Annotated in this window: 19 protein-coding genes; 13 read left to right on the top strand and 6 right to left on the bottom strand. The window is 68.5% G+C overall.

What is annotated here, in order from left to right; genetic code table 11:
* Positions 1-255: 255 nt before the first annotated feature.
* On the top strand, positions 256-1209 hold the full coding sequence (locus ACFK0J_RS35070) for a phosphodiesterase (RefSeq protein ID WP_378733994.1): 954 nt from the start codon (positions 256-258) through the stop codon (positions 1207-1209).
* Here ACFK0J_RS35070 and ACFK0J_RS35065 read toward each other — a convergent pair.
* A complete protein-coding gene (locus tag ACFK0J_RS35065; RefSeq protein ID WP_378743252.1) occupies positions 1157-2620 on the bottom strand; it encodes a stealth family protein in 1464 nt (487 codons plus the stop codon). The genes ACFK0J_RS35070 and ACFK0J_RS35065 overlap by 53 nt on opposite strands.
* A 646-nt stretch (positions 2621-3266) precedes the next feature.
* Between ACFK0J_RS35065 and ACFK0J_RS35060 the strand changes: the two genes are divergently transcribed.
* From ACFK0J_RS35060 to ACFK0J_RS35050, 3 genes are all read left to right on the top strand, one after another.
* Positions 3267-3719, top strand: coding sequence for a flavodoxin domain-containing protein (locus ACFK0J_RS35060; RefSeq protein ID WP_378733993.1), 453 nt, complete (start codon positions 3267-3269; stop codon positions 3717-3719).
* A 122-nt stretch (positions 3720-3841) separates the two neighbouring features.
* Positions 3842-4336 carry a pyridoxamine 5'-phosphate oxidase family protein gene (locus tag ACFK0J_RS35055; protein ID WP_378733992.1) on the top strand — a complete coding sequence of 165 codons (495 nt, stop codon included), beginning with the start codon at positions 3842-3844 and terminating at the stop codon, positions 4334-4336.
* Positions 4337-4413: 77 nt separating this feature from the next.
* Complete coding sequence (locus ACFK0J_RS35050) at positions 4414-4989, top strand: TerD family protein (protein WP_378733990.1); 576 nt, start codon at positions 4414-4416, stop codon at positions 4987-4989.
* Between the two features lie 43 nt (positions 4990-5032).
* Here ACFK0J_RS35050 and ACFK0J_RS35045 read toward each other — a convergent pair whose 3' ends face one another.
* From ACFK0J_RS35045 to ACFK0J_RS35025, 5 genes are read right to left on the bottom strand one after another with little or no spacing between them, the layout of a single operon-like run.
* Positions 5033-6445 (bottom strand): MATE family efflux transporter, encoded by a 1413-nt coding sequence (locus tag ACFK0J_RS35045; RefSeq protein WP_378733989.1) that lies wholly within the window; start codon positions 6443-6445, stop codon positions 5033-5035.
* Positions 6446-6491: 46 nt separating this feature from the next.
* A complete protein-coding gene (locus tag ACFK0J_RS35040; RefSeq protein ID WP_378733988.1) occupies positions 6492-7526 on the bottom strand; it encodes a PLP-dependent cysteine synthase family protein in 1035 nt (344 codons plus the stop codon).
* 30 nt (positions 7527-7556) lie between these two features.
* A complete protein-coding gene (locus tag ACFK0J_RS35035) occupies positions 7557-8903 on the bottom strand; it encodes an alanine racemase (RefSeq protein ID WP_378733987.1) in 1347 nt (448 codons plus the stop codon).
* Positions 8894-9904: an ornithine cyclodeaminase family protein gene (locus ACFK0J_RS35030; RefSeq protein ID WP_378733986.1), complete on the bottom strand. Its 1011-nt coding sequence runs from the start codon at positions 9902-9904 to the stop codon at positions 8894-8896. Before ACFK0J_RS35030 ends, ACFK0J_RS35035 begins: the two co-directional genes overlap by 10 nt.
* The gene (locus ACFK0J_RS35025) at positions 9876-11078 is read right to left on the bottom strand and encodes a TauD/TfdA family dioxygenase (protein ID WP_378733985.1); all 1203 of its coding nucleotides are present in this window, start codon (positions 11076-11078) and stop codon (positions 9876-9878) included. Before ACFK0J_RS35025 ends, ACFK0J_RS35030 begins: the two co-directional genes overlap by 29 nt.
* Positions 11079-11345: 267 nt before the next feature.
* Here ACFK0J_RS35025 and ACFK0J_RS35020 point away from each other — a divergent pair, with 267 nt between their 5' ends.
* From ACFK0J_RS35020 to ACFK0J_RS34980, 9 genes are all read left to right on the top strand, one after another.
* Positions 11346-12863, top strand: coding sequence for an ABC transporter substrate-binding protein (locus tag ACFK0J_RS35020; protein WP_378733984.1), 1518 nt, complete (start codon positions 11346-11348; stop codon positions 12861-12863).
* Positions 12860-13885: an ABC transporter permease gene (locus tag ACFK0J_RS35015; protein ID WP_378733983.1), complete on the top strand. Its 1026-nt coding sequence runs from the start codon at positions 12860-12862 to the stop codon at positions 13883-13885. Before ACFK0J_RS35020 ends, ACFK0J_RS35015 begins: the two co-directional genes overlap by 4 nt.
* Positions 13882-14793: an ABC transporter permease gene (locus ACFK0J_RS35010; protein ID WP_378733982.1), complete on the top strand. Its 912-nt coding sequence runs from the start codon at positions 13882-13884 to the stop codon at positions 14791-14793. Before ACFK0J_RS35015 ends, ACFK0J_RS35010 begins: the two co-directional genes overlap by 4 nt.
* Complete coding sequence (locus ACFK0J_RS35005; protein WP_378733981.1) at positions 14790-16466, top strand: ABC transporter ATP-binding protein; 1677 nt, start codon at positions 14790-14792, stop codon at positions 16464-16466. The genes ACFK0J_RS35010 and ACFK0J_RS35005 overlap by 4 nt, the downstream gene beginning before the upstream one ends.
* Positions 16467-16531: 65 nt before the next feature.
* The gene (locus ACFK0J_RS35000) at positions 16532-17269 is read left to right on the top strand and encodes a lytic transglycosylase domain-containing protein (RefSeq protein ID WP_378733980.1); all 738 of its coding nucleotides are present in this window, start codon (positions 16532-16534) and stop codon (positions 17267-17269) included.
* Between the two features lie 112 nt (positions 17270-17381).
* Entirely contained in the window at positions 17382-18668 is a 1287-nt protein-coding gene (gene eno, locus ACFK0J_RS34995; RefSeq protein ID WP_218471619.1) for a phosphopyruvate hydratase, read from the top strand.
* Positions 18669-18760: 92 nt separating this feature from the next.
* Positions 18761-19429, top strand: a complete 669-nt coding sequence (locus ACFK0J_RS34990) for a septum formation initiator family protein (protein ID WP_378733979.1) — start codon at positions 18761-18763, stop codon at positions 19427-19429.
* Positions 19426-19983, top strand: a complete 558-nt coding sequence (locus ACFK0J_RS34985; RefSeq protein WP_378733978.1) for a DUF501 domain-containing protein — start codon at positions 19426-19428, stop codon at positions 19981-19983. The genes ACFK0J_RS34990 and ACFK0J_RS34985 overlap by 4 nt, the downstream gene beginning before the upstream one ends.
* The gene (locus tag ACFK0J_RS34980) at positions 19976-20923 is read left to right on the top strand and encodes an exopolyphosphatase (protein ID WP_378733977.1); all 948 of its coding nucleotides are present in this window, start codon (positions 19976-19978) and stop codon (positions 20921-20923) included. Before ACFK0J_RS34985 ends, ACFK0J_RS34980 begins: the two co-directional genes overlap by 8 nt.
* The last annotated feature ends 165 nt before the right edge of the window (positions 20924-21088 follow it).

Here is a 21088-nt window from a genome sequence, read left to right as displayed (position 1 = left end):
ATTGTTGCGGCAGCCGCCGAAAGTTCATTCGACGGAGTGCCACTCACCGCTCGCCCCCGGTATGAGCCGCGTCACTCGATACCGGGGGCTCGTTGACGTCGGACCACCTCGGCGGGATTTCGACACGAAAACCTCACCTTCCCGCAAGCATGTCGTCACCGTCTGGCGGGAAACCTGTCGGTAGGCCTTCGCTATCCTGGCGGTGGAACCCGGAAGCCAATGGCGGGCAAACCGCCGGGGAGGACGTTCGGTCCGGTGCACATCAGCAGAGTCGCGGAGCACCCGCGGCCCGATCATGTGTTGTTCCACTTCAGCGACACCCATGTGATCGCCGGTGACGGCGATCTATACGGTGACGTCGATGCGGACCAGCGATTATGTCAGTTGCTCGAACAGGCCGCGGCCAGTCGGATCCAGCCGACCGCGATCGTGTTCACCGGCGATCTCACCGACAAGGGTGAGTCCGGCGCGTATGACAAGCTCAAGGCACTCGTCGAGCCCTTTGCGCGGAGTTTGCCAGCGCCCATTGTGTGGGTCGCCGGAAACCATGACGACCGCAGTCTGCTGCGGCGCAAACTGCTCGGCGAACGGGCCTCGACCGCCCCGCTGGACCGCGTGCATCTGATCGACGGTCTGCGCATCATCGCCCTGGACACCTCGGTCCCCGGGCACCACTACGGCGAGATCTCCGACGACCAGCTGGATTGGCTGCGTTCCGTGCTCGCCGAACCCGCCCCGTTCGGCACCATCCTGGCCATGCACCATCCGCCCGTGCCGTGCGTGCTCGACCTCGCCGTCACCGTGGAACTGCGCGACCAGCGCAAGTTGGCCGACGTGCTGGACGGCAGCGATGTCCGCGCCATCCTCGCCGGTCACCTGCACTTCTCCACCAACGCGACTTTCGCCGGTATACCGGTCTCGGTAGCCTCGGCGACCTGCTACAGCCAGGATCTCGGCGTCGAGCAGGGCGGCCTGCGCGGCCGGGACGCCGCGCAGGCCTTCAACTACGTGCACATCTACCCGGACACCGTGGTGCACTCGGTGGTCCCGATCGACCGCGGCGCGACCGTGGGCTCCCCATCGAGCGCGGCACAGGCGCGCCGGACACTCGAGCGGGAGGGCATTGTCATCCCGCCCGCCGCGCGCATCCCGCACGTCATGCGGCGCCGGGCGACGACTCCGGAATCGGATGACGAGACGGTGCGCTGAGCCGCTCCCACGGTGCCGGATCGGGGAAGTAGCGTGACAGGAACTCCGAAACCGCCCGCACCCGTTCGGCTTCGGTGATCTCCGGGAAACTTCCGTCGTTCAGGCAGAAGAAATCGACATTGCGCTTCTCGGCGATCCCGTCCAGTAGCGCGAGTCCCTTGTAGCTGGTCGTGTCGACGTAGCGCACCTTCGCCTTCTCCTGCGGCACCGCACGGCCGGTCATCAGCGCGTAGTAGTGGTACAGCGAGTTGGTGACGGAAATGTCGGTGGCCGAACGGAATCGGCTGGTCCTGGTGCGCGCGAAGTCGGCGGCGAACTCCTCCTCCATCTCCAGTAGCACGCTGCGGCGCAACGGAACCGGTGTGTGCTCGAGATGCCGGGTGATGATGTGCCCGAACCGCTGCGCGAGCAGTTCCCGGTTCACCCGGGCGGCGTTCTCGAAACCGCTGCGGCGCTCGTTGTTCCGGCCCGGACCGATCCGGGTGTCCGCCTCGATGAACCGGCTCACCCCAGCGGCGGTGAAGAACATCGACGGACGCACCGGACGGGCGAAGAACATGTCGTCGTTGGAGTACAGGAAGTGCTCGCTGAGCCCCTCGATGTGCTGCAATTGGCATTCCACCGCATGCGAATTGAACGTCGGCAGTCCGCTGGTGTCCGAAAAGTGGTCCAGCGCACGGACAACCGTCACCTTGGGGTGGTCGGCCAGCCAGCCGGGGACGGCGGAGTCGGTGGCGATGAAGATCCGCCGGATCCACGGCGCGTTCTTGTACACCGAGCGCAGCGCGTATTTCAGCTCGTCGATCTGCCGGATGCGGGCATCCGCGTCATCCCCCTCGCCGACGACGACCTGCGCGAGCATGCCCGCGCGGCGGGCACGGAACTCCGGATCGGAGCCGTCCACCCAGGAGAACACCAGGTCGATGTCGAAGTTCACGTCGGTGGCCTGTGGGGCGAACATGTCGACCAGGGTCGGCCACGCCCGGTCGAACAGCAGCACCTGCGTGTGCTCGACATCGGCCAGGTCGAACACATTGCGGGTCAACGCGTTCGGGCGCGGGCACTCGACCGTGTCGCCGTGGTACTCCCACAGTTCCAAGTCGACGTGATGCGCCGGATCGCTGTCGCGGCCGAGCCGGAAGACGTTGTGCTGCACCTCATCGCACGCGAAACAGGCCGCTGTGGCAGCGGCCGTCACCCGGCGCACCATCAGCTGGTGTGCGGCGTCCGTGGCCAGCACGAGCCGATGTCCGCTGTCGCGCACCAGCAGGAACGGCACCTCCGCCGCCGCGAGCTCACTGCGCAGCCACCCGAGATCGGCGATCATCGCGGCCGAGACCAGCAGATTGCCCGCCATCGGCCGGGCCGCCATCTCTACCGCCGCCGGGTTCACTGCCCCCATGTCCATCATCAGTTTCTTCTCCACATCCATCCGTGCACTGTTGGGTCCCATCACCGAGGCACCGCGCCGGCCGAGCGGCGCTACGCCGACGTCGTGACGTCGGCTGGGCAGCACCGCGCCCGGCGCGGTCGCATTCAGAAGTGGGGCACGATGCCGTAGCGCGGGAACGAATTGATCACGCGGATTCCAGACGATCGGTAAACCATTCGTTTTCACCTCACTCACGGCAGGACGCGCAGCGTCGGATGGGTGTGCTGGATCCGTGCGCGCGGCGAGCTGACGACCGAGCGTGCGCACGGGAGACAGCACGCTGGGCCGGACAGTCATCGGCCGGCAACAAAGAGAGATGTCCCAGACAACAATGGGGACTGTACGAATGATGCATCGACGGTGACATTTCGTCAATCGGGACACTCCGTCCCACCCACTGCCGTTCCGCTGCCTCTGGCGTGGCCCTTTGCCGCGCCGGTCGCCCGTGGCCGGTCGGACGCGGTGTCCTTCGCCTGGTCGGGCCGGGCGTACGCCTGCCGCGCCGTGCTCGCATCGTGATGGTCATCATGACCGGCCAGCTAACCGCGAACGAAGGGTAGCGCCGCTCGGGACAATTAATTAGGCTTGCCTCACCAATCTTTAGTGGCGAAGGGAGACCACCGCTGTGCGCGTCGTCATTCTGTTCGGATCCGAGATGGGCACGGCGGAGACTGTTGCGGACAGCGTCGCCGACGCGTTGTCGGCGCACGACGTGTCGGTCTACGACATGAGCGACTTCGCCGTCGACGACCTCGACGTGCACGACTTCCACGTCATCGTGTGCTCCACCTACGGCGACGGCGATCTGCCGACCGGCGCGGAGCCGTTCTTCGACGAGCTCGACGCGTCCGCCCCCGATCTGACCGGACTGCGCTTCGCCGTGTTCGGTCTTGGCGACAGCATCTACGGCGACACCTTCAATCGGGGCGGTGAGATCGCGGCGGAGAAGCTCGCCGCCCGCGGCGCCAGCCAGGTCGGCGAGCACGCCCGCCACGACGCGTCGACCGAGATCCGCCCGAAGGAGATGGCCCGCGACTGGGCGGCAACATTGCCCGTTCCGGCGCTCGCCTCGGCCTGATAGTCCGCTGAGAGCACTACGGACATCGGGTGCAGCGTCAGCGGGCATGCGGCCCAGCACTTTAGACTGCTATCAAAGCGTGGCACAGCCCGCCGCGCTCGACGATCCATGAGGTGACGAAGATGGCAGCGGAAGCGAGCCCCGCGCAACGTCAAGACCGCTCGACAGATCATCACGAAGATCATCCCGAGCTGGCCGTGCTACCGGAGTGGCCCCAGGAAACCATCGCCGTGCTGGTGACCACCGACCCGGCGCCGCACGCGATCCCGGTGTCCTGGCCGGTGCGGGCAGGCGATCGGCGCATCCTGCTCAGCCTCAAGTCCGACCGAGGGTCGCTGGCCCGGCTGCGGGAACGGCCGCAGGTGGCGCTGCTGATCCTCGGTGGCGGCAATATCGCGCTGTGCGCGCGGGGAACCGCCAAGGTCATCGCCGAGGAGATGCCCGATGCCGCCGACTATGTGGCGGTGCGCATCGATGTCGAGGCGATCGATGACCATCGGCAGTCGGCCTTCGCGGTCGCCCAGGGTATTCAGCGCACCGTGCTGGACCCGAGCGAATTACACGCGCTGGAGCGTCGCGTGACCACGCTGCGTGCCTGGGCCGAAAACCAAAATTGAACCGGCATAACAGTTCCGGGACCCATGCTGATAATCGGGAATGAAGGCGGCGCGAACGGGCCGCGCGGAAGGGATTCATGAGCGTCACACTGGCCAAAGGCGGAAACGTATCGCTGTCGAAGCAGGCAGCCAACCTCAACAAGGTCGCGGTGGGTCTCGGCTGGGACGTCCGCACCACCACCGGCGCCGACTACGACCTCGACGCGAGCGCGCTGGCCACCGGCCCGGATCTGAAGGTGCTGTCGGATCAGCATTTCATCTTCTACAACAACCTGCGGTCGCCCGAGGGCTCCATCGAGCACACCGGCGACAACCTGACCGGTGCGGGCGAAGGTGACGACGAGGTGATCAATGTCGACCTGACGGCCACCCCGCCGACCATCACCAACATCTTCTTCCCCGTGTCCATCCACGAGGCGGACGCGCGCGGCCAGTCGTTCGGCCAGATCCGCAACGCCTTCATCCGCGTCGTCGACGCGGCGACCGGCATCGAGCTGGCCCGCTACGACCTGACCGAGGACGCCTCCACCGAGACCGCGATGATCTTCGGCGAGCTGTACCGGCACGGCAACGAGTGGAAGTTCCGCGCCATCGGCCAGGGCTACGCCTCCGGCCTCGCCGGCATCGCCCGCGACTACGGCGTGCACATCTGATTGTTCGCGCGCCCCGCCGCGAAGTGGGGCGGGGCGCGGCCGATCAGCTTGGGCTGCTGAGGCTTTCCGGCGTCTCGGGGATCAGCTGTGGGTGCTCGCGGTTTCGGGCGTCGAGCAGGGCGAAGTAGCGGCGGAGCATGAGGATGGCGGTGGTGGCCAAGCCCGCCGTCAGGCCCCACCAGACCCCTGCGGCACCTAGGCCCAGGGGGAAGGCGAGCAGCAGGGCGACGGGGAGGCCGACGCCCCAATAGCCGACCAGCGACAGGCGGAAGCCGGCGTTGGTTTCCTTCAGGCCGCGCAGTAGGCCGGTGCCGATGTTCTGGGCTGCGTCGAAGAACTGCAGCACGATGCCGATCAACAGCAGGGTGTGCGCGATCTGAATGGTGTTGGCGTCCGACGAGTTCAAGAAGGGAAGCAGCACCAGGTCGGGCGCGATCACGTAGACCGCGCCGGTGAGCGCGGCGACGACGGCCACATGCCGCAGCGCGAGCCAGGCCAGCGCCCTGGCGTGCTGGTACTCGTCGCGGGTTACCGCGTGGCTGACCAGGATCGAGGCGCCGTGCGACAGGCCGATGGCGACCTGGAACACGATGTAGATGATCTGGTAGACCACATTGTGCGCGGCCAGCGCCGCCGGACCGATACTGCCCATGACCAGGGCGAGCACCGAGAACATGCCTGCCTCCGAGCCATAAGTGAGCGCGATCGGCCCACCCAGCCTCAGTTCGGCCAGGACAGTCGAGCGTCGCACCGGCCACGGCCGCAGCGGCAGCGTCGCGCCGAGCCCGGCGTCGCGGCGCACCATCGCCCAGAACACGCCGAAGGTGATCAGGAAGACCAGCGAGGTCGCCACCCCGATACCGGTCAGGCCGAGCTCGGGCAGTCCGGCGCGGCCGTGGATGAAGCCCAGTGCGAGAACAAGATTCAGCACCACCGAACCGAGGGTGACCCACAGCAGAGCCTGCGGGCGTTGCATGCCGACGGTGTATTGGCGCAGCACCTGGAACCACAGGCACGGCAACAAACCCGGCGCCAGCGCGACCATCAACGGACGCGCGTCGGCAAGCACCCCGGCGTCCTGCCCGAGCCACCGCAGGGCCCAGCCGAGTCCGATGAGCACTGCGCCACCGGCGATTCCGGCGACCGTCGCGATCAGGAAGCTGGACCGCAGAATGTCTTTGATCTCGTGATCCGGCGACTCGCCCCGTTTACCGGCCGAACTCACCGCGCTGGCGATCTGATTGCCGCTCGCGGTGATCAGCCCGACGCACATGGTGCGAATCTGGTTGAACAGCGCGATCGCCAACCCGCCCGCGGCTACCTGCTGCACGCCCAGCGTGCCCATCAGCACGACATTGGTGGTCGACACCGCGATCTGTGCCAACTGCGTCATCGCGATCGGCGTGGCAAGCGCGGTGAGCCGACGACTGTCCGCCCGATAGCCCGACAGATTCACCGGGCCACTCCCGCCGGATGAGTCAGCGCCGCGCGCACGGAGTGCTTCATCGTGCCTCCGCGAGTTCGGGGCGGCGGGCGGCGGGGGCGTAGCGGTGCAGCATTTCGCGGACTTCGGCTTCGGCGGTGGGGTCGAGCAGGTCGCGCTCGATCATCCAGTTGTCGTCGAAGACGGTGTCCAAGTACTTTTCGCCGCCGTCGCAGACGAGGGTGACGATGGTGGAGCCGGGCGGGAATTCGTCGAGCCGGGTGAGGGCGGCGTGCACCGAGCCGCCCGCCGAGCCGCCGATCATCAGGCCGAGTTCGGCGGCGACCGCGCGGGCGGTGGCGAAGGCCGCGACATCGGAGACCTTGACGCCCTCGTCCAGCAGCGAGTAATCCACGGCGGTGCCGATGGTGGCGCCGGGTGGGGTGCCGGTGCCGGACTGCCAGTACGGGCCGCCCTCGCCGCCGAAGGCGATCGAACCGACCGGCTCCACCCCGATCACCCGCGGTGGGCAACCGAGTTGGCGCAGCCGGGTCGCGGTGCCGAACAGCGAACCGCCGGTACCGACCGAGGACAGCAGGATGTCGACCCGCTCCACGTCTTCCAGCAATTCCTCGGCGACCGCGTAGTAGCCGACCGCGTTGGCGTCATTGTTGTGCTGCTCGGTGAAGTAGGCGTCCGGCCGCGCGGCGGCCATCGCCTCGGCCAGGTCTTCCCGGGCCGAGGTGGCCAGGTTGTCGTCGCCGTCGTCGGCCACGAACACCAATTCCGCACCCATTGCTCGCATAGCGCGCAGCTTGTCCTTACATGCGTGATGATCGACCACTGCGGTGAAGCGATACCCACGTTCGGCAGCTACTACCGCGAGACCGAGCCCGGTATTCCCGGATGTCGACTCGATGATATGCCCGCCACTGGTCAGCAAACCGCGCCGCTCCGCATCGAGCACCATCTCGCGGGCCATCCTGATCTTGGCCGCGCCGGTCGGGTTGAACTGCTCGAGCTTGAGCAGCAACCGGGTGCCGGTCGAGGTGGCCGCCAGTTCGAACAGCGGCGTGCGGCCGATCAGATCCGTCACACGCGTGACGAGCGGCATGGGTTTTCTCCTCGTTCAGGTGGGTGGGTTTCAGCCGTCGAGCGTCCAGCGGAACCGGTCGCCGGGCGCGTCGTGCAGCACCACTTTCGGCGGTATCGGCAGGTCATGGAAGGGGGACTCGTTCGAATCCATTTGGTATCCGGCGGTGTTCGGGTAGACCAGCAGATCGCCGACCTCGGCGGCACGCGGCAGCGGTACCCGCCGCCAGCTGAGCATGTCGGAATCGAGACAGGTGGCGGCGCCGACGCTGGTCGGCGTGGTGGTGCCCGGCCGGGTGGGCCACAGCAGCGGATCGGGCAGATACTCGCTGTCGAACCACTGCTCGGACAGGCTCAGGCTGGTGCCGTCGACGGTGACCAGGCGGTACGGCTCGCCGTTGGCGTGCCGGACTTTGCTGCCCTGCACCCGGAAGACGGTGAATCCGGCGTTGGCGAGCAGTGCCCGGCCCGGCTCGATCGCCAGCCGGATGTTGTTGTCGCGCAACCGTTGGCCGAGCCCGTCCTGCGCCAGGATGGCGGTGAGCATGGCGGGGCCCGGCGCCGGGAAGTGGTAGGGGTAGTACGACTCGAACGACTTGCCGGAGTGGAACCATTGCCGGTCGACGTGTTCGGTGAACTCGGCCCACGCGGTCGCCGGGACGTAGTCGACACCGAATCCGCCGCCGATCGACAACGTCGTGGCGGTGTGGCCGAGCGTCCGCGCGTGCAGGCAGCGGGCGATCAGCGCACCGGCCAGCTCGGCGCGCGCCGACGCGTCGTAGCCGGACAGATGAAAGCTGAAGCCCTCCAACCTGATCGAGGCGGAGCCGTCGAGTGTGGCCAGTGCCCGGTCGATCTCGGCATCGGTCATGCCGAACCGGCTGGTCGACGCGGCGGGCAGCACCCGAAGCAGGACACGGGCCGGTGCGGTCGAGGCGCCCAGTGCGGCAAGCCGATCGAGCTCACCGAGGTCATCGACGGCGAGCAGTGCGCCGTGCCGGGTGGCGAGCCAGAGCAGGTCGTCGGACTTCGCGGGTCCGGTCACCATCAGCTCGGCCCCGCGAATGCCGTGGGCCAGCGCGGCGGTCAGTTCGCCGGCACTGGAAACGTCCACGCCCGCACCGTGTTCCGCACAGGCACGCACGACGGCGGCGGACTTGTTCGCCTTCTTGCCGTAGTAGATGAGGCCGTCGACGTCGGCCTGCGCGAAGGCCGCGCGGAATCCTTGGATATTGCGGCCGACCCGGGGCGGGTACATGACGTGGAACGGCCCGCGCAGCGAAAAGGCGACGTCGCCGAGCATGTTCGGGTCACCCAGCGCGCGCTGCTCCCATTCGTCCAGGTGCGCCGGGAGGGGAGTCGCGCTGATGGAACTTCGCGTCGGAGCCGCTAATCCCACAGCGGCACCTCCGTGCCTCGTCCCTCGGCGATGGCTCGCTCCGCGAGGGCGTGCGCGACGGCGATGTCGGTCAGCACCAGCCCGCTGTTGTAGACGAAGATGCGCTCGTCGTCCGAACGTCGCGCGACCGCACGGCGACTCAGGATCTGCGGCAACTCGGCGTCCACGCCGCGCAGCTTCCCGTCCGGCCCGACCATGTCGGTACCGGTCAACGCCATTTGCTCGGCGCTGGTCGCGACGACCCGGTCGGCGTCGATCAGCGCCGAAGGAGCAAGTCCGTAGCCGACCAGCACCGCCGTCGAACCCGGTGCGAGATCACTGGATTCGAGTGCCACCTCGGTGCCCGGCCCCGCGGTGGCCAGCACCACGTCGGCGGTGGCCGCGGCGGCCCGCGGGTCTTCCACCGTTTCGAGCAGTGCGTGCGGGTAGTACTCGGCGAGCTGGCGGTGCACCGCGTCCAACCCTTCGGGATGGGTGCCGTACAGCATCAGCTTGCGCAGCTGCGGATTCGCGGCGAGCAAGTGCGGCAACGCGTTTCGACCTTGCGTGCCGGTGCCGATCAGCAGCACGCTCTCCGCGCCGCGGCGAATGGTCTCGCGCACCAGCAGCGCCGACACGGCCGGCGTGCGCAGCGCGCCGACCCTGGAGCAGTCCATCATCGCGATCGGCGCGCCGGTGCTGTCGTCGTAGAGCGTGATGGTCGTGTAATAGCGCTTGGTGCTGCGATCGTGACCGGGATCGAATTTGTACGAAGTCTTCATCGCGACCACCCGGCGGCGTCCGTCGCGGCCGAGCATCGCGTAGGACACCGACCAACCATCCGGATTCGCCACGCTGAGTTTGCGTGGGTTGTCCGAATCGCCCGCGGCGAAAGCCAGATACGCGTCCTCCACCGCGCGAACGACATCGCCGGGCGTGATCGGCACGCCGGCCAGGTCGCTGCGGCTCAGCACCCGCAGGGGGGTGCTTCGGTCACGAGTGTTCAAAGGGTCCTCGATCATGTGCTGCTTCCCGCTCTGTTCCCACCGGATCGTTCTCCCGGTGTCCGTCCGTGCGGGCAGGTTCGAAGCCGCCGGACCCGAACGCGGTGCTGTCTGCCGCTCGGAACGGGGCGACGATCCGTTGCCCGTACCCATTCTCGTCGGCCTCTTCGGCCCGCCGCGGTCGTTCGGGCAGGCGCACGTTCACCCGCTTCAGCCAGCGGTCGGTGCCGTCGTAGCGCGCGGTGAACGGTACTCGACCGTGCACCGCGACGTCATTGTCCACCAGCAGCACCTCACCGGGCGCGAGCGCGGCCGTGACGCAGACCCGCTCCAATTCGGCGGTGAGCCTGGCGTAGGCGGTGCGGAATTCGGCGTCCGCGTCGTCGAGCGGGGTGTAGGCCGGGTCGTAGCGCAGCGTGGTCTCGTCCGGTCCGGCCGGGGTCCACAGCGTCGGCAGCGGGGGAGCCGCATACCGTTCGTGTCCGGTGCCGTAGGAGACGTCGGGCAGGATCGGCAGCGTCGGCACGCTCAGCAGCCGTCGCTGCTCGGCGGTGAGTTCGACGCGCCGTACGGACGACACGGTGGTGCCGACCATGTCCGGATTGCGCAGGCAGGCGAGCATCAGCAAATGGGCGCGCGCCGGGTGGAAAGCATCCTCGCTGTGCGGGCTGAGCAGCGTCTTGCTGCTGGCACCCGACTGCTCGTGCTCATGGCCGGGCGAGGGCAGGATGTTGTTGACCAGCCGACCGCCCTGCTGGCCTTGCCAGCCGAACGGCTCACCGGCGGACCGGGCCAGCAGCAGCATGACCAGATCGAGTTCGAACGAACTCGCGCGCCGGGTGGCGCTGCCGCTCCACTGGGCGGCCTCGCGCCAGCTCGGCGGGGTCGGCCCGCATTCGTCATCGGTCAGCGGAAGCCTGCTCACGATGGTCGCACCGGCCGCGGTGGCGGGCGGGCGCATGGTGCGCCGGACATCGGCGGGCAATTCGCCGACCCTGGCGTCGATCTGCGCGATCAAGGCCGGGTCGGACAGCGTGTCGGCCATGGCGGCCAGGTCGTGCGGCGTCGAATCGAGTGTGGTAGATATCTCCCGCGCGAGTTCACGCACCGCACGCCCAGCGGCGGCGGGGAGCTCACGGCGCTCGATATCCTGCGGGTGAAGCGTCTTACGTTCGGAGAGAACGCCTTTCACCGAGGGTTTCCCTTCTTCGCATCGTTCGAAAAAGCAGGAGTGACGTCGATCTGCGAAGCTATCCGGTCTGACCGCGTTAAGCAAGGCTTACCTAAGCGAGTCGGTCAAAAATAGCAGAAACACATAAATCAGGTGAAGTCAGGCTTCAGTGCCCCGGCGTGGCGAAAAGCCGATTAGGCTAGCCTTTCCTGATCGCATCGGCGCCTTGCCCTCAACAGGACCGCCGACCGCGGGTACGGGATGTTCGTCCAGGAAGAAGGCAGCGCAATGGGTTTGAATCGGCGGCAGCTGTTGCAGTCGAGTCTCGGTGTGGGAGCGGTGTTGCTGCTCGCCGCGTGCTCGAAGGACACGGACTCGGCCGGGCCCGCGCGGCGCGGCGGCACGCTACGGGTCGGTGCGCTCGGCACCGCGGCCCGGATCGAACGCGATCCGCACGCCAATCTCAGCAACGACAGCGACTTCCTGATCACCTCGCTGGTGTACGACGCACTCACCGTGCCGGGCGCCGACCCGAATGTGGCCCCCCGCTTGGCCACTCGGTGGGAGCCGGACGTGGCACGGCGCCGCTGGACCTTCACCCTCGCCGACGGCGCGACCTTCCACGACGGCACGCCGGTGACCTCGGACGACGTGGTGTGGTCGTTGCGCAGGCTGCGCACGGTCGGCGGCGCCTCGAAAATGCCGGTCGCGGTGGAGGACATCACCGCGGACGGGCCGAACCGGGTGGTGCTCACCGGGCCCGAGCCGAACACCCAGCTGCCGCTGCTGGTGCGGCTGATGACGTTCACCGTCAAGAAGGACACCACCGACTTCACCAAAGCCATTGGCACCGGCCCGTTTCGGCTCGAGTCGTACCAGGGCGGCAATGCCAGGCTGGTCCGCAACGAGCGCTGGCACGGCGAGCCACCGCTGCTCGACGCCATCGAGATCACCATGTTCGAGAGCGCGACCGCCCTGGGCAATGCCGTGCTCGGCGGGCAAATCGACCTGGCCTCCAATGTCGGCGCGATCGCGGGCCGCACGGCTGAGGGTCGGGCCGACCTGCGGGTGGTGCGGCGCGCCGACGACACCATGCTCGGCGTCGCGATGCGCACCTCGGACGGGCCGTTCGCCGACGCCAGGGTGCGTACCGCCGTCCGGCTCGGCGTCGACCGGAATGCCCTGGTGAGCCAGGTGCATTCGGGGTACGGCAAGGTGGCCAACGACATTCTGGGCACCGGCGACCCGATGTACGACAAGTCGATTCCGCAGCGCACCCGCGATGTCGATCGCGCGCGGACGCTGCTGCGCGAGGCGGGTTTCGATACCGGCCGCAGTTATCCGCTGCTCACCAAGGCGGAGGCGCCCGGCGAGGTCGAATCGGCGAAGGTGATCGCGACGCAGCTGGCCGATATCGGTGTCCGCCTCGAGGTGGTGACCCAGGACGCCAACGCCTTCTACGACCAGACCTGGTTGAAGGCCCCGCTCTACACCGTCTCCTGGGGCACCAACGATTCCACGCTGTTCTACGCGAACAAGCTGATGTCCAGCGGCTCCAACCGCAACGAAACCGACTTCAAGGACGCCGCTTTCGACGCGGCCGCCGCGAAAGCCCTGGCGGCGCAGGGTGATTCCGAGTACGCCGAGGCCTGTCGCGACGTGCAGCGCATCCAACACGAACGCGGCGGCTACCTGGTGTGGGGGATGGCCGACGGCATCGACATCGCGTCCGCCCGGGTGCACGACCTGCCGACGCTCGGCGGCTACGCCAGGGTGCAGCTGGAACGAGCCTGGTTGGCGGAGTGATCCCGTTCGCGCGCCTACTCGTCCGGCGCATTGCCCTGCTGATCGCCTTGCTGGCAACGGTCTTCGTGGTGGTGGACCTGTTGCCGGGCAGTACGGCGCGGGCGGTGCTGGGGCGGGACGCGACCCCGGAGCGGGTCGCGGCGAAGGAGCGCGAGCTGGGACTGGATCGTCCACTACTGGAACGCTTCTGGAGCTGGATCTCCGGTGTACTGACCGGAGATTTCGGTAGCACGGCGCGCGGGCGTTCGATCAATGAATTGCTTGCCGACAAGTTTCCGCCGACGCTGCTGCTCGGCGGGCTCGCCTTGGTGGTGACGGTGGTGGTGTCGCTGTTGCTGGGTGCTTGGTGGGCGGCGCGACAGAGCCTCGCGCCGGGTGCGGGCGGGGTCGGGCCGGGCGCGGACGTCGTTCCCGTTCGGCGGGGTACCGACACGCTTCGGCGATCAACGGCGGTCATCCGGCAGAGCACGGTGCGAATCCTGCAGCCCGCGACGACCGTTGCCGCGGCGATACCCGAATTCGTGGTCGCGACGCTGTTGATTCTGGTGTTCGCGCTCGCCGCGGGTTGGCTGCCCGCCGTCACCATCACCGACCGCTCCGGCTTTCCGGCGAGTCCCGACATGCTGATACTTCCTGTGCTGGCGCTGGCGATCCCGCAGATCGGGTGGAATACCCGGGTGGTGCGCGCCGCGCTGGTCGACGCCGCGCAGGCACCGCACGTGGAAAGCGCGGTGCTGGATGGTATTTCGACCCGCAGCGTGCTGGCCCGGCATGTGTTGCCCTTTGCGCTACCCACGATCGTCGCGAGTTTCGCGACCACCGTCGGCATGGTGCTGGGCGGTTCGCTGGTGGTGGAGACCATCTTCAACTATCCGGGCCTGGGTGCGGTGCTCGCCGGTTCGGTGGCGGATCGCGACGTGTCGGTGGTCGCCTCGGTGGTCGCGCTGTCCGGTGCGGTCATCATGTGCGTTCTCGCGGTCGCCGACGGGATCCGCGCTTGGTCGTTACGGGGGCACGGATGAAACGACTACGTATCCGCGGAATGCTTCCCGTCGATGGTGCGCCGGGCGTGGACACCGCCGCCGCGGTCGCCGGTGCCCCTTGCGACGCGGTCGATGGACAGCGGCTGAATCGCCGTCGCGTACACCGCCTGCGCGCGTTGACGGTGTTGCCCGCCGTGCTGGTGACGCTGCTCGCCGTGCTCGGACCCGCACTGGCCCCGCACGCGGCCGAGACCCCCGTCGGGATTCCGTTCGGCGACGCCGGGACCGATGCCTGGTTCGGTACCGACCGGCTCGGCCGTGACGTGCTGAGTCAATTGCTGTACGGAGGTTGGGGTCTGCTCCTGCTGGCCGCGGTGATCGCGATAGCGGTGACGGCGCTGTCCTGTGTGCTCGGCGCGGTCGCCGCGCTGCGGCCCCGCATCGGCACGCTGATCGAACGCGCGACCGACTTCGCCATGCTGCTTCCGGCCGTTCTCGGCATCCTGCTGGTGCTGACCTCATGGCCGGACGCGGGCGCATCCGGCTTGCTCGTGGTCGCGCTGCTCTTCGGCACTCCGTACTGCGCACGGGTTTTCGCCGCCGCCGCGGCGGGTGTCGCGGCCTCCGGGTACGTCGAGGCTGCCCAGGCCAGCGGTGAAACGCTGCCGCACTTGGTCTTCCGCGAAGTGATCCCGAACCTGCGCGAGGTGATCACCGCGCAGCTCGGGCTGCGTTTCGTGGCCGCCGTCTACCTGGTCAGCACGGCGTCGTTCCTGCAACTGCCGACCACCCTCGGGGCGAGCAACTGGGCGGTCATGGTGCGCGAGAACTCCTCCGGCATGCTGCTCAATCCCTGGGCGGTGCTCGCGCCGAGCCTGGCGATCGCGGTGGTCGCGGTGAGCGTCAACCTGGCCGTGACGGCCTTCGGACGAGGGGAGTCGCGGTGAGTGACCCCGTTCTCCAGGTACGGACCGACGGCAATATCCTGCGTGCATCCGTGCCCAGGCCACCCGGCGCCGAGGTCGCGCCGAGCGCTGGCGGCGCTGCGGCGGAGGCCGGTGTGCCGGTGGTAGTCGACGAATTGTCGGTGTACGGGTCCGCCGGGCAGGAGTTGTTCGAGCCCACCACTTTTCAAATCGCCGCAGGCGATATCACCGCGCTCACCGGACCGTCCGGATCGGGCAAGACCACGCTCATGCGGGCACTGCTCGGGCAGCTGCCGGGCGCCGCCCGCCGCACCGGCGCGGTGTCGATCGCGGGTCACGATGTGTTCGCGCTGGATCCCGTTGCCCGGCAGCACTTCCGGCGCACGCACGTCGCTTACGTAGGGCAAGACCCCGGATCAGCGCTCAATCCCTTGATGCGGGTGCACGGCCTGCTGCACGAGGTCGCCGGGCACGTCTCGCGCGACGCCGTCATCGAGACATTGGAACTGGTCGGCCTCTCGGCGGAACATCTGCGCCGCAGATCCGGCGAACTCTCCGGCGGCCAGCAGCGTCGAGTCGCCCTGGCCCGCGCCCTGATCCGCCGCACCGGCGTCCTGATCCTCGACGAGCCGCTGGCGGGCCTGCACGGCTCGCTGCGCACCGACATCGCGCGCCTGCTGACCGAGATCGCCGCCGAGCGCCGCACCGCCATCCTGCTCTCCGGCCACGACACCGCCACCGTGCACGCCATCGCGGACAACGTGATCGAGCTCGGCGCCGGGTCGGCGGCGCTGCTGGCGGCGAACCGCCCGATCGTCGGGTCCGATAGCGCGAACGATCTGCTGGGCGAGAGCTCGTCGGGTGGGCACCGCATCACGGCAGCGCGCATCAGGAACGACGGGTCAGCAGCGGACACTGCGTGTACCCAGGCGCTCGGCTCGGTAGCGCAGGTTACTGAACCATCCCTGCTGCGCGCCAAGGGAATCGGGGCCTCGATCGCCGAACGTCAGGTGTTGGCGGGAGTCGACCTGGCATTGGCGCCGGGCTCAGCGCTCGCGGTGGTCGGCGCGTCCGGCGCGGGTAAAACGACACTGGCCAGGGTGATCGCGGGTCTGCATCGCGCTGCGACGGGAACGCTCGAGCTGCGCGGAACGTCGATACCGGTCACCACCGGCAGGCGAACCGCCAGTGGCCGCAACGGCATTCAGCTGGTCACTCAGAACCCGCGGTCCGCGCTCAATCCGCGGCGCACCGTCGCGCAGACCCTCGGGCGCCCGCTGCGGCGGATCGGCAAGGTGCCGAGACGCCAACTGGGGCAGCGGGTCACCGAACTACTCGCCTCGGTCGAGCTGGCCCCGGAACTGGCTGCCCGCTATCCGCACGAGCTGTCCGGCGGACAGCGACAGCGTGTCGCACTGGCTCGCGCCCTCGCCGCGGAACCCGCCGTCCTCATTTGCGATGAGATCACCTCCGCGTTGGACCACGCGACCGCCGCTTCGATCATGACCCTGCTGGATCGAATTCGCGCGGACCGCCGGATGGGCCTGCTGGTGATCAGCCACGACATGAGCGTCGTCGCCGCGCATTGCCCGCGCCTGGTGGTTCTCGACCACGGCCGAATCGTCGAATCCGGTGATACCCGCGCCGTCCTCGCCGCCCCCACCCATCCCGCCACCCGCGCGCTGCTCGGCTGACCCCCCGACTCGCCTCATTTACTCCGGCGACCAGCGAATTCCCGGAGCTGCTCCGCCGGATCTGGATGATAGGTGGAGTGCTCTTGAAGAAGACCGGCGCTTTGGTCGCCGTCACGGTGACCCTCGTGCTCGCCGGGTGTGGGATCGACCGCGATCTCACCCCGATTCCCGAGGGCATTCCGCCCGGCCCCGGCACGCCGCTGCCGCTGATCGACCTGGACGGCCCCGGCCGCACCGCGCTGCAGTTGCGCGGGTGGGCCGAGGAACAGGCGGATCGCATGGCGATTCCGACGGTCGCACTGGAGGCGTACGGCTACGCGGCGGCGGTGCTGGTGCGATCCAGGCCGGACTGCGGCATCGCCTGGACGACGATCGCGGGGATCGCGAGTGTGGAGAGCAAGCACGGCACTCATCGCGGCTCCCGCATCGATGCCGACGGCGTGGTTCGCCCGCCGATCATCGGCATCCCGCTCGACGGTGCCCCGGGCGTCGCCCTGGTCAAGGACACCGACGGCGGGGCGCTCGACGGTGACCCGGTGTTCGACCGCGCGATCGGTCCGCTCCAGTTCATCCCGGAAACGTGGAAGCGCTGGGGCGTCGATGCCAACGGCGACGGCGTAGCCGACCCGCAGAACATCGATGACGCGGCGCTCACCGCGGCGCGCTACCTGTGCGCCAGTGGCGGCGACCTGACCTCCGAACACGGCTGGCAGCGGGCACTGCTCACTTACAACCAGTCCACCAGCTACCTGCACACCGTGCGCGACCGCGCCGCGGCCTACAGCGTCGGGCGGAGGGTGTGACCTCGTCGACCGGAGTGCCGGTTACCCGCCCAGCTCGGCGGACGCTAGGCTCGCAGCGCACGGCAATTCCCGTGAGACCTACCGTGCCTGCAGCCGAAGGAGTGTCGTTTTCGTGGCCATCATCGAACAGGTCGGAGCTCGTGAGATCCTGGATTCTCGCGGAAACCCCACTGTCGAGGTCGAGATCGCCCTCGACGACGGCACCCTGACCCGGGCGGCCGTGCCGTCCGGCGCGTCCACCGGCGAGCACGAGGCCGTAGAGCTGCGTGACGGCGGCGACCGCTACGGCGGCAAGGGCGTGCAGAAGGCCGTCGAGGGTGTCCTCGACGAGATCGCACCGGCCGTCATCGGCTTGGACGCGGTCGAGCAGCGCACCGTCGATCAGGTGCTGCTGGATCTGGACGGCACCCCGGACAAGTCCCGTCTCGGCGCGAATGCCCTGCTCGGTGTCTCGCTCGCGGTGGCGCGCGCCGCCGCCGAGTCCTCGGGCCTGGAGCTGTTCCGCTACCTCGGTGGCCCGAACGCGCATGTGCTTCCGGTGCCGATGATGAACATCCTCAATGGTGGCGCGCACGCCGACACCAGCGTGGACGTCCAGGAATTCATGGTCGCCCCGATCGGCGCGCCCACCTTCAAGGAGGCGCTGCGCTGGGGTGCCGAGGTGTACCACGCGCTCAAGGCGGAGCTGAAGTCGAAGGGCCTGGCCACCGGCCTCGGCGATGAGGGCGGGTTCGCCCCCGACGTGGCGGGCACCCGCGAGGCGCTCGATCTGATCAGCACGGCCATCGGCAAGACCGGCCTGAAGCTCGGCAGCGACGTCGCGCTCGCGCTCGATGTCGCGGCCACCGAGTTCTACACCACCGGCAGCGGTTACAAGTTCGAAGGCAGTGTCCGCAGCGCCGCCGAGATGACACAGTTCTACGCCGAGCTGCTCGCCGCCTACCCGCTGGTCTCCATCGAAGACCCGCTGTCCGAGGACGACTGGGACGGCTGGGTCTCGCTCACCGACGAGATCGGCGAGAAGATCCAGATCGTCGGCGACGACCTGTTCGTCACCAACCCGGAGCGGTTGGAAGAAGGCATCGCCAAGGGTGCCGCGAACGCGCTGCTGGTGAAGGTGAACCAGATCGGCACGCTCACCGAGACGCTGGATGCGGTGGAACTCGCGCACCGCAACGGCTACAAGACGATGATGAGCCACCGGTCCGGCGAGACCGAGGACACCACCATCGCCGATCTCGCGGTCGCGGTCGGCAGCGGCCAGATCAAGACGGGTGCGCCGGCGCGCAGCGAACGGGTTGCCAAGTACAACCAGCTGCTGCGCATCGAGGACGCACTCGGTGACTCCGCGCGGTACGCAGGCGACGTCGCGTTCCCGCGCTTCGCATTCGAGGGTTAGTCATGGCGGTGCGAGCGATGGGCCCGGCGGCGGTAGCCTGCGTAACCACGCAGGGCCCCGGGAGCACCGCAGATTAGATACAGGGGTTCGCTATGACGGAGCGACGTGCGCGTGGGACCAGTCCAGCCGGGCGTGGGGACCGCCGCACGTCGCGTTCCGCCAGATCGCGGCCCAAGGCCGGATCCGACACCGAGACCGCGGCCCGGCCTGCCGCGGTAAAGCGCACCGCGCGCAGGCGGTCGGACGACAAGAAGGCCGGGCCGCAGAAGGTCGGGTTGCGCGCCGAACACGGCGCGGACAAGCACGAGCGCACCATCCTCGGCCTGTCCACCGGCAAGGCGGTGGTCCTCGCCATCGTGGTGTGCGCGCTGGCGCTCACCCTGGCCGTGCCGATGCGCACGTACTTCACCCAGCGGGCCGAGGCGGCGCAGTTGGCGCAGCAGCGGAAGGAACTGGAGTCCGATCTCGCGCGGCTGCGGGATCGCCGTGCGCAGCAACAGGATCCGGCCTACATCCGGTCCGAGGCGCGGGACCGGCTGCGGCTGGTGCTGCCCGGCGAGACCCCCTACATCGTGCAGGTGCCCGGCATCGAGGCGCCCGCCGCACCGACCGCCGCGACCAAGTCCAGGGAGCCCGACCCCTGGTACACCGAGCTGTGGCGCAGCATCTCCGAACCCCAACCAGACCCCGCGGCCGACCAGACACCAGCACCTGGCCCGCCGCCGGCCGCACCGCCGCCAGGACCGGAAGGACCCAGGTGACCGCACCGAACGACCAGGATCTCGCGATCATCGCCAAGCAACTCGGCCGCGAACCACGCGGCGTGCTGGCCGTCGCCTATCGCACCCCGGACGGGATCCCGGCCGTCGTGAAAACCGCGCCCCGACTGCCCGATGGCACCCCGTTCCCCACCCTGTACTACCTGACCGACCCGCGGCTCACCGCCGAAGCGAGCAGGCAGGAATCCGCGGGCGTGATGCGCGAGATGACCGAACGGCTCGGCAGCGACCCGGAATTGGCCGCCGCCTACCGCGCCGCGCACGAAAGCTATCTGGCCGAGCGCAATGAAATCGAGTCGCTCGGTACCGATTTCACCGGCGGCGGGATGCCGGAGCGGGTCAAGTGCCTGCATGTGCTGATCGCGCACGCGCTGGCCAAGGGGCCGGGGGTGAACCCGTTCGGTGACGAGGCGGTCGCATTGGCCGCCGATAACGGCTTGCGCGGCACCGCGATTCCGGCCGACTGGCCGAAATACGAGCGGGTCGACGTTCGCGAAGACATCGGCGTCGGAGAAACGGAGCACAGGCATGAGTGATCGGGTAGCTGCCGTCGATTGCGGTACCAACTCCATTCGACTATTGATCGCCGACGTGCTCGGCGACGGCCGACTCGCCGACGTGCATCGCGAGATGCGGATCGTGCGCCTCGGTCAAGGGGTGGACGCGACCGGTTCGCTTGCGCCGGAAGCGATCGAACGCACCAGGGTCGCGTTGGCCGACTACGCCGCGCTGATGCGGGAGACGGGTGTCGGCCGGGTACGGATGACGGCCACTTCCGCCACCCGCGACGCGACCAACCGGGAAGACTTCTTCGCCATGGCGCGTGCCGAACTCGGCACCGTGGTGCCGGGCGCGGAGGCCGAGGTGATCACCGGTGACGAGGAGGCGCGGCTGTCCTTCGCCGGTGCCATCGGCGAACTGTCCAGCGAGGCAGGACCTTTCGTCGTGGTCGACCTCGGCGGCGGCTCGACCGAGCTGGTTTTCGGCGACAGCGACGGTGTGCAGGCCGCCTACTCGGCCGATGTGGGCTGCGTCCGGATCACCGAGCGCTGCCTGCCCGGTGATCCGCCGACTGCCGAACAGGTCGGCGCGGCAAAGGAATTCGCGGCAGAACGACTATCCGAGGCCTTCGCCCGGGTCCCGGTCGAAGGCGCACACACCTGGGTCGGCGTCGCGGGCACCATGACCACCCTGGCCGCCGTCGCCCTCGACCTACCCGAATACGACTCGGCGAAGGTCCACCTCACCCGGCTCACCCTGGATCAGTTGCGTGACGTGTGCGATCGCCTGGTCGGCATGACGCACGACGAGCGCGCCGCCCTCGGCCCCATGCATCCCGGCCGAGTCGACGTCATCGGTGGCGGCGCCGTCATCGCCGAGGTCCTCGCCGAAGAGCTGTCCCGCCGCGCGGGCATCGCCGAGCTCGTCGTTTCCGAGCACGACATTCTGGACGGCATCGCTCTGTCCATTGCCTAGCGGGCTTCAACATCGCCTGCTTAACCATCGCCTGCGGACATCAGCAACGTCTAGCGGAGTTCAGCAGCGCGAGAGACCGTTCGGTTCAGCCTGAGCTAACGGCGGCAAACCAGGTGCTCGATCATGGGACCTCGGCTTCGTGCGCCGCCGTCTGTTGACCTTTCC

Source organism: Nocardia brasiliensis (assembly GCF_042691675.1).
Lineage (GTDB): Bacteria > Actinomycetota > Actinomycetes > Mycobacteriales > Mycobacteriaceae > Nocardia > Nocardia brasiliensis_D.
The sequence above is the reverse complement of the archived record's forward strand: the minus strand, read 5'-3'. Positions and strand labels throughout refer to the sequence as shown.

What these genes read in the sequence shown, in the direction of transcription:
- ACFK0J_RS35010 (WP_378733982.1), top strand. Translation starts at nt 13,882, where the DNA reads ATGAAACGACTACGTATCCGCGGAATGCTTCCCGTCGATGGTGCGCCG.
- ACFK0J_RS35020 (WP_378733984.1), top strand. Translation starts at nt 11,346, where the DNA reads ATGGGTTTGAATCGGCGGCAGCTGTTGCAGTCGAGTCTCGGTGTGGGA.
- ACFK0J_RS34990 (WP_378733979.1), top strand. Translation starts at nt 18,761, where the DNA reads ATGACGGAGCGACGTGCGCGTGGGACCAGTCCAGCCGGGCGTGGGGAC.
- ACFK0J_RS34980 (WP_378733977.1), top strand. Translation starts at nt 19,976, where the DNA reads ATGAGTGATCGGGTAGCTGCCGTCGATTGCGGTACCAACTCCATTCGA.
- ACFK0J_RS35055 (WP_378733992.1), top strand. Translation starts at nt 3,842, where the DNA reads ATGGCAGCGGAAGCGAGCCCCGCGCAACGTCAAGACCGCTCGACAGAT.
- ACFK0J_RS35000 (WP_378733980.1), top strand. Translation starts at nt 16,532, where the DNA reads ATGATAGGTGGAGTGCTCTTGAAGAAGACCGGCGCTTTGGTCGCCGTC.
- ACFK0J_RS35030 (WP_378733986.1), bottom strand. Translation starts at nt 9,904, where the DNA reads ATGATCGAGGACCCTTTGAACACTCGTGACCGAAGCACCCCCCTGCGG.
- ACFK0J_RS35040 (WP_378733988.1), bottom strand. Translation starts at nt 7,526, where the DNA reads ATGCCGCTCGTCACGCGTGTGACGGATCTGATCGGCCGCACGCCGCTG.
- ACFK0J_RS35050 (WP_378733990.1), top strand. Translation starts at nt 4,414, where the DNA reads ATGAGCGTCACACTGGCCAAAGGCGGAAACGTATCGCTGTCGAAGCAG.
- ACFK0J_RS35065 (WP_378743252.1), bottom strand. Translation starts at nt 2,620, where the DNA reads ATGATGGACATGGGGGCAGTGAACCCGGCGGCGGTAGAGATGGCGGCC.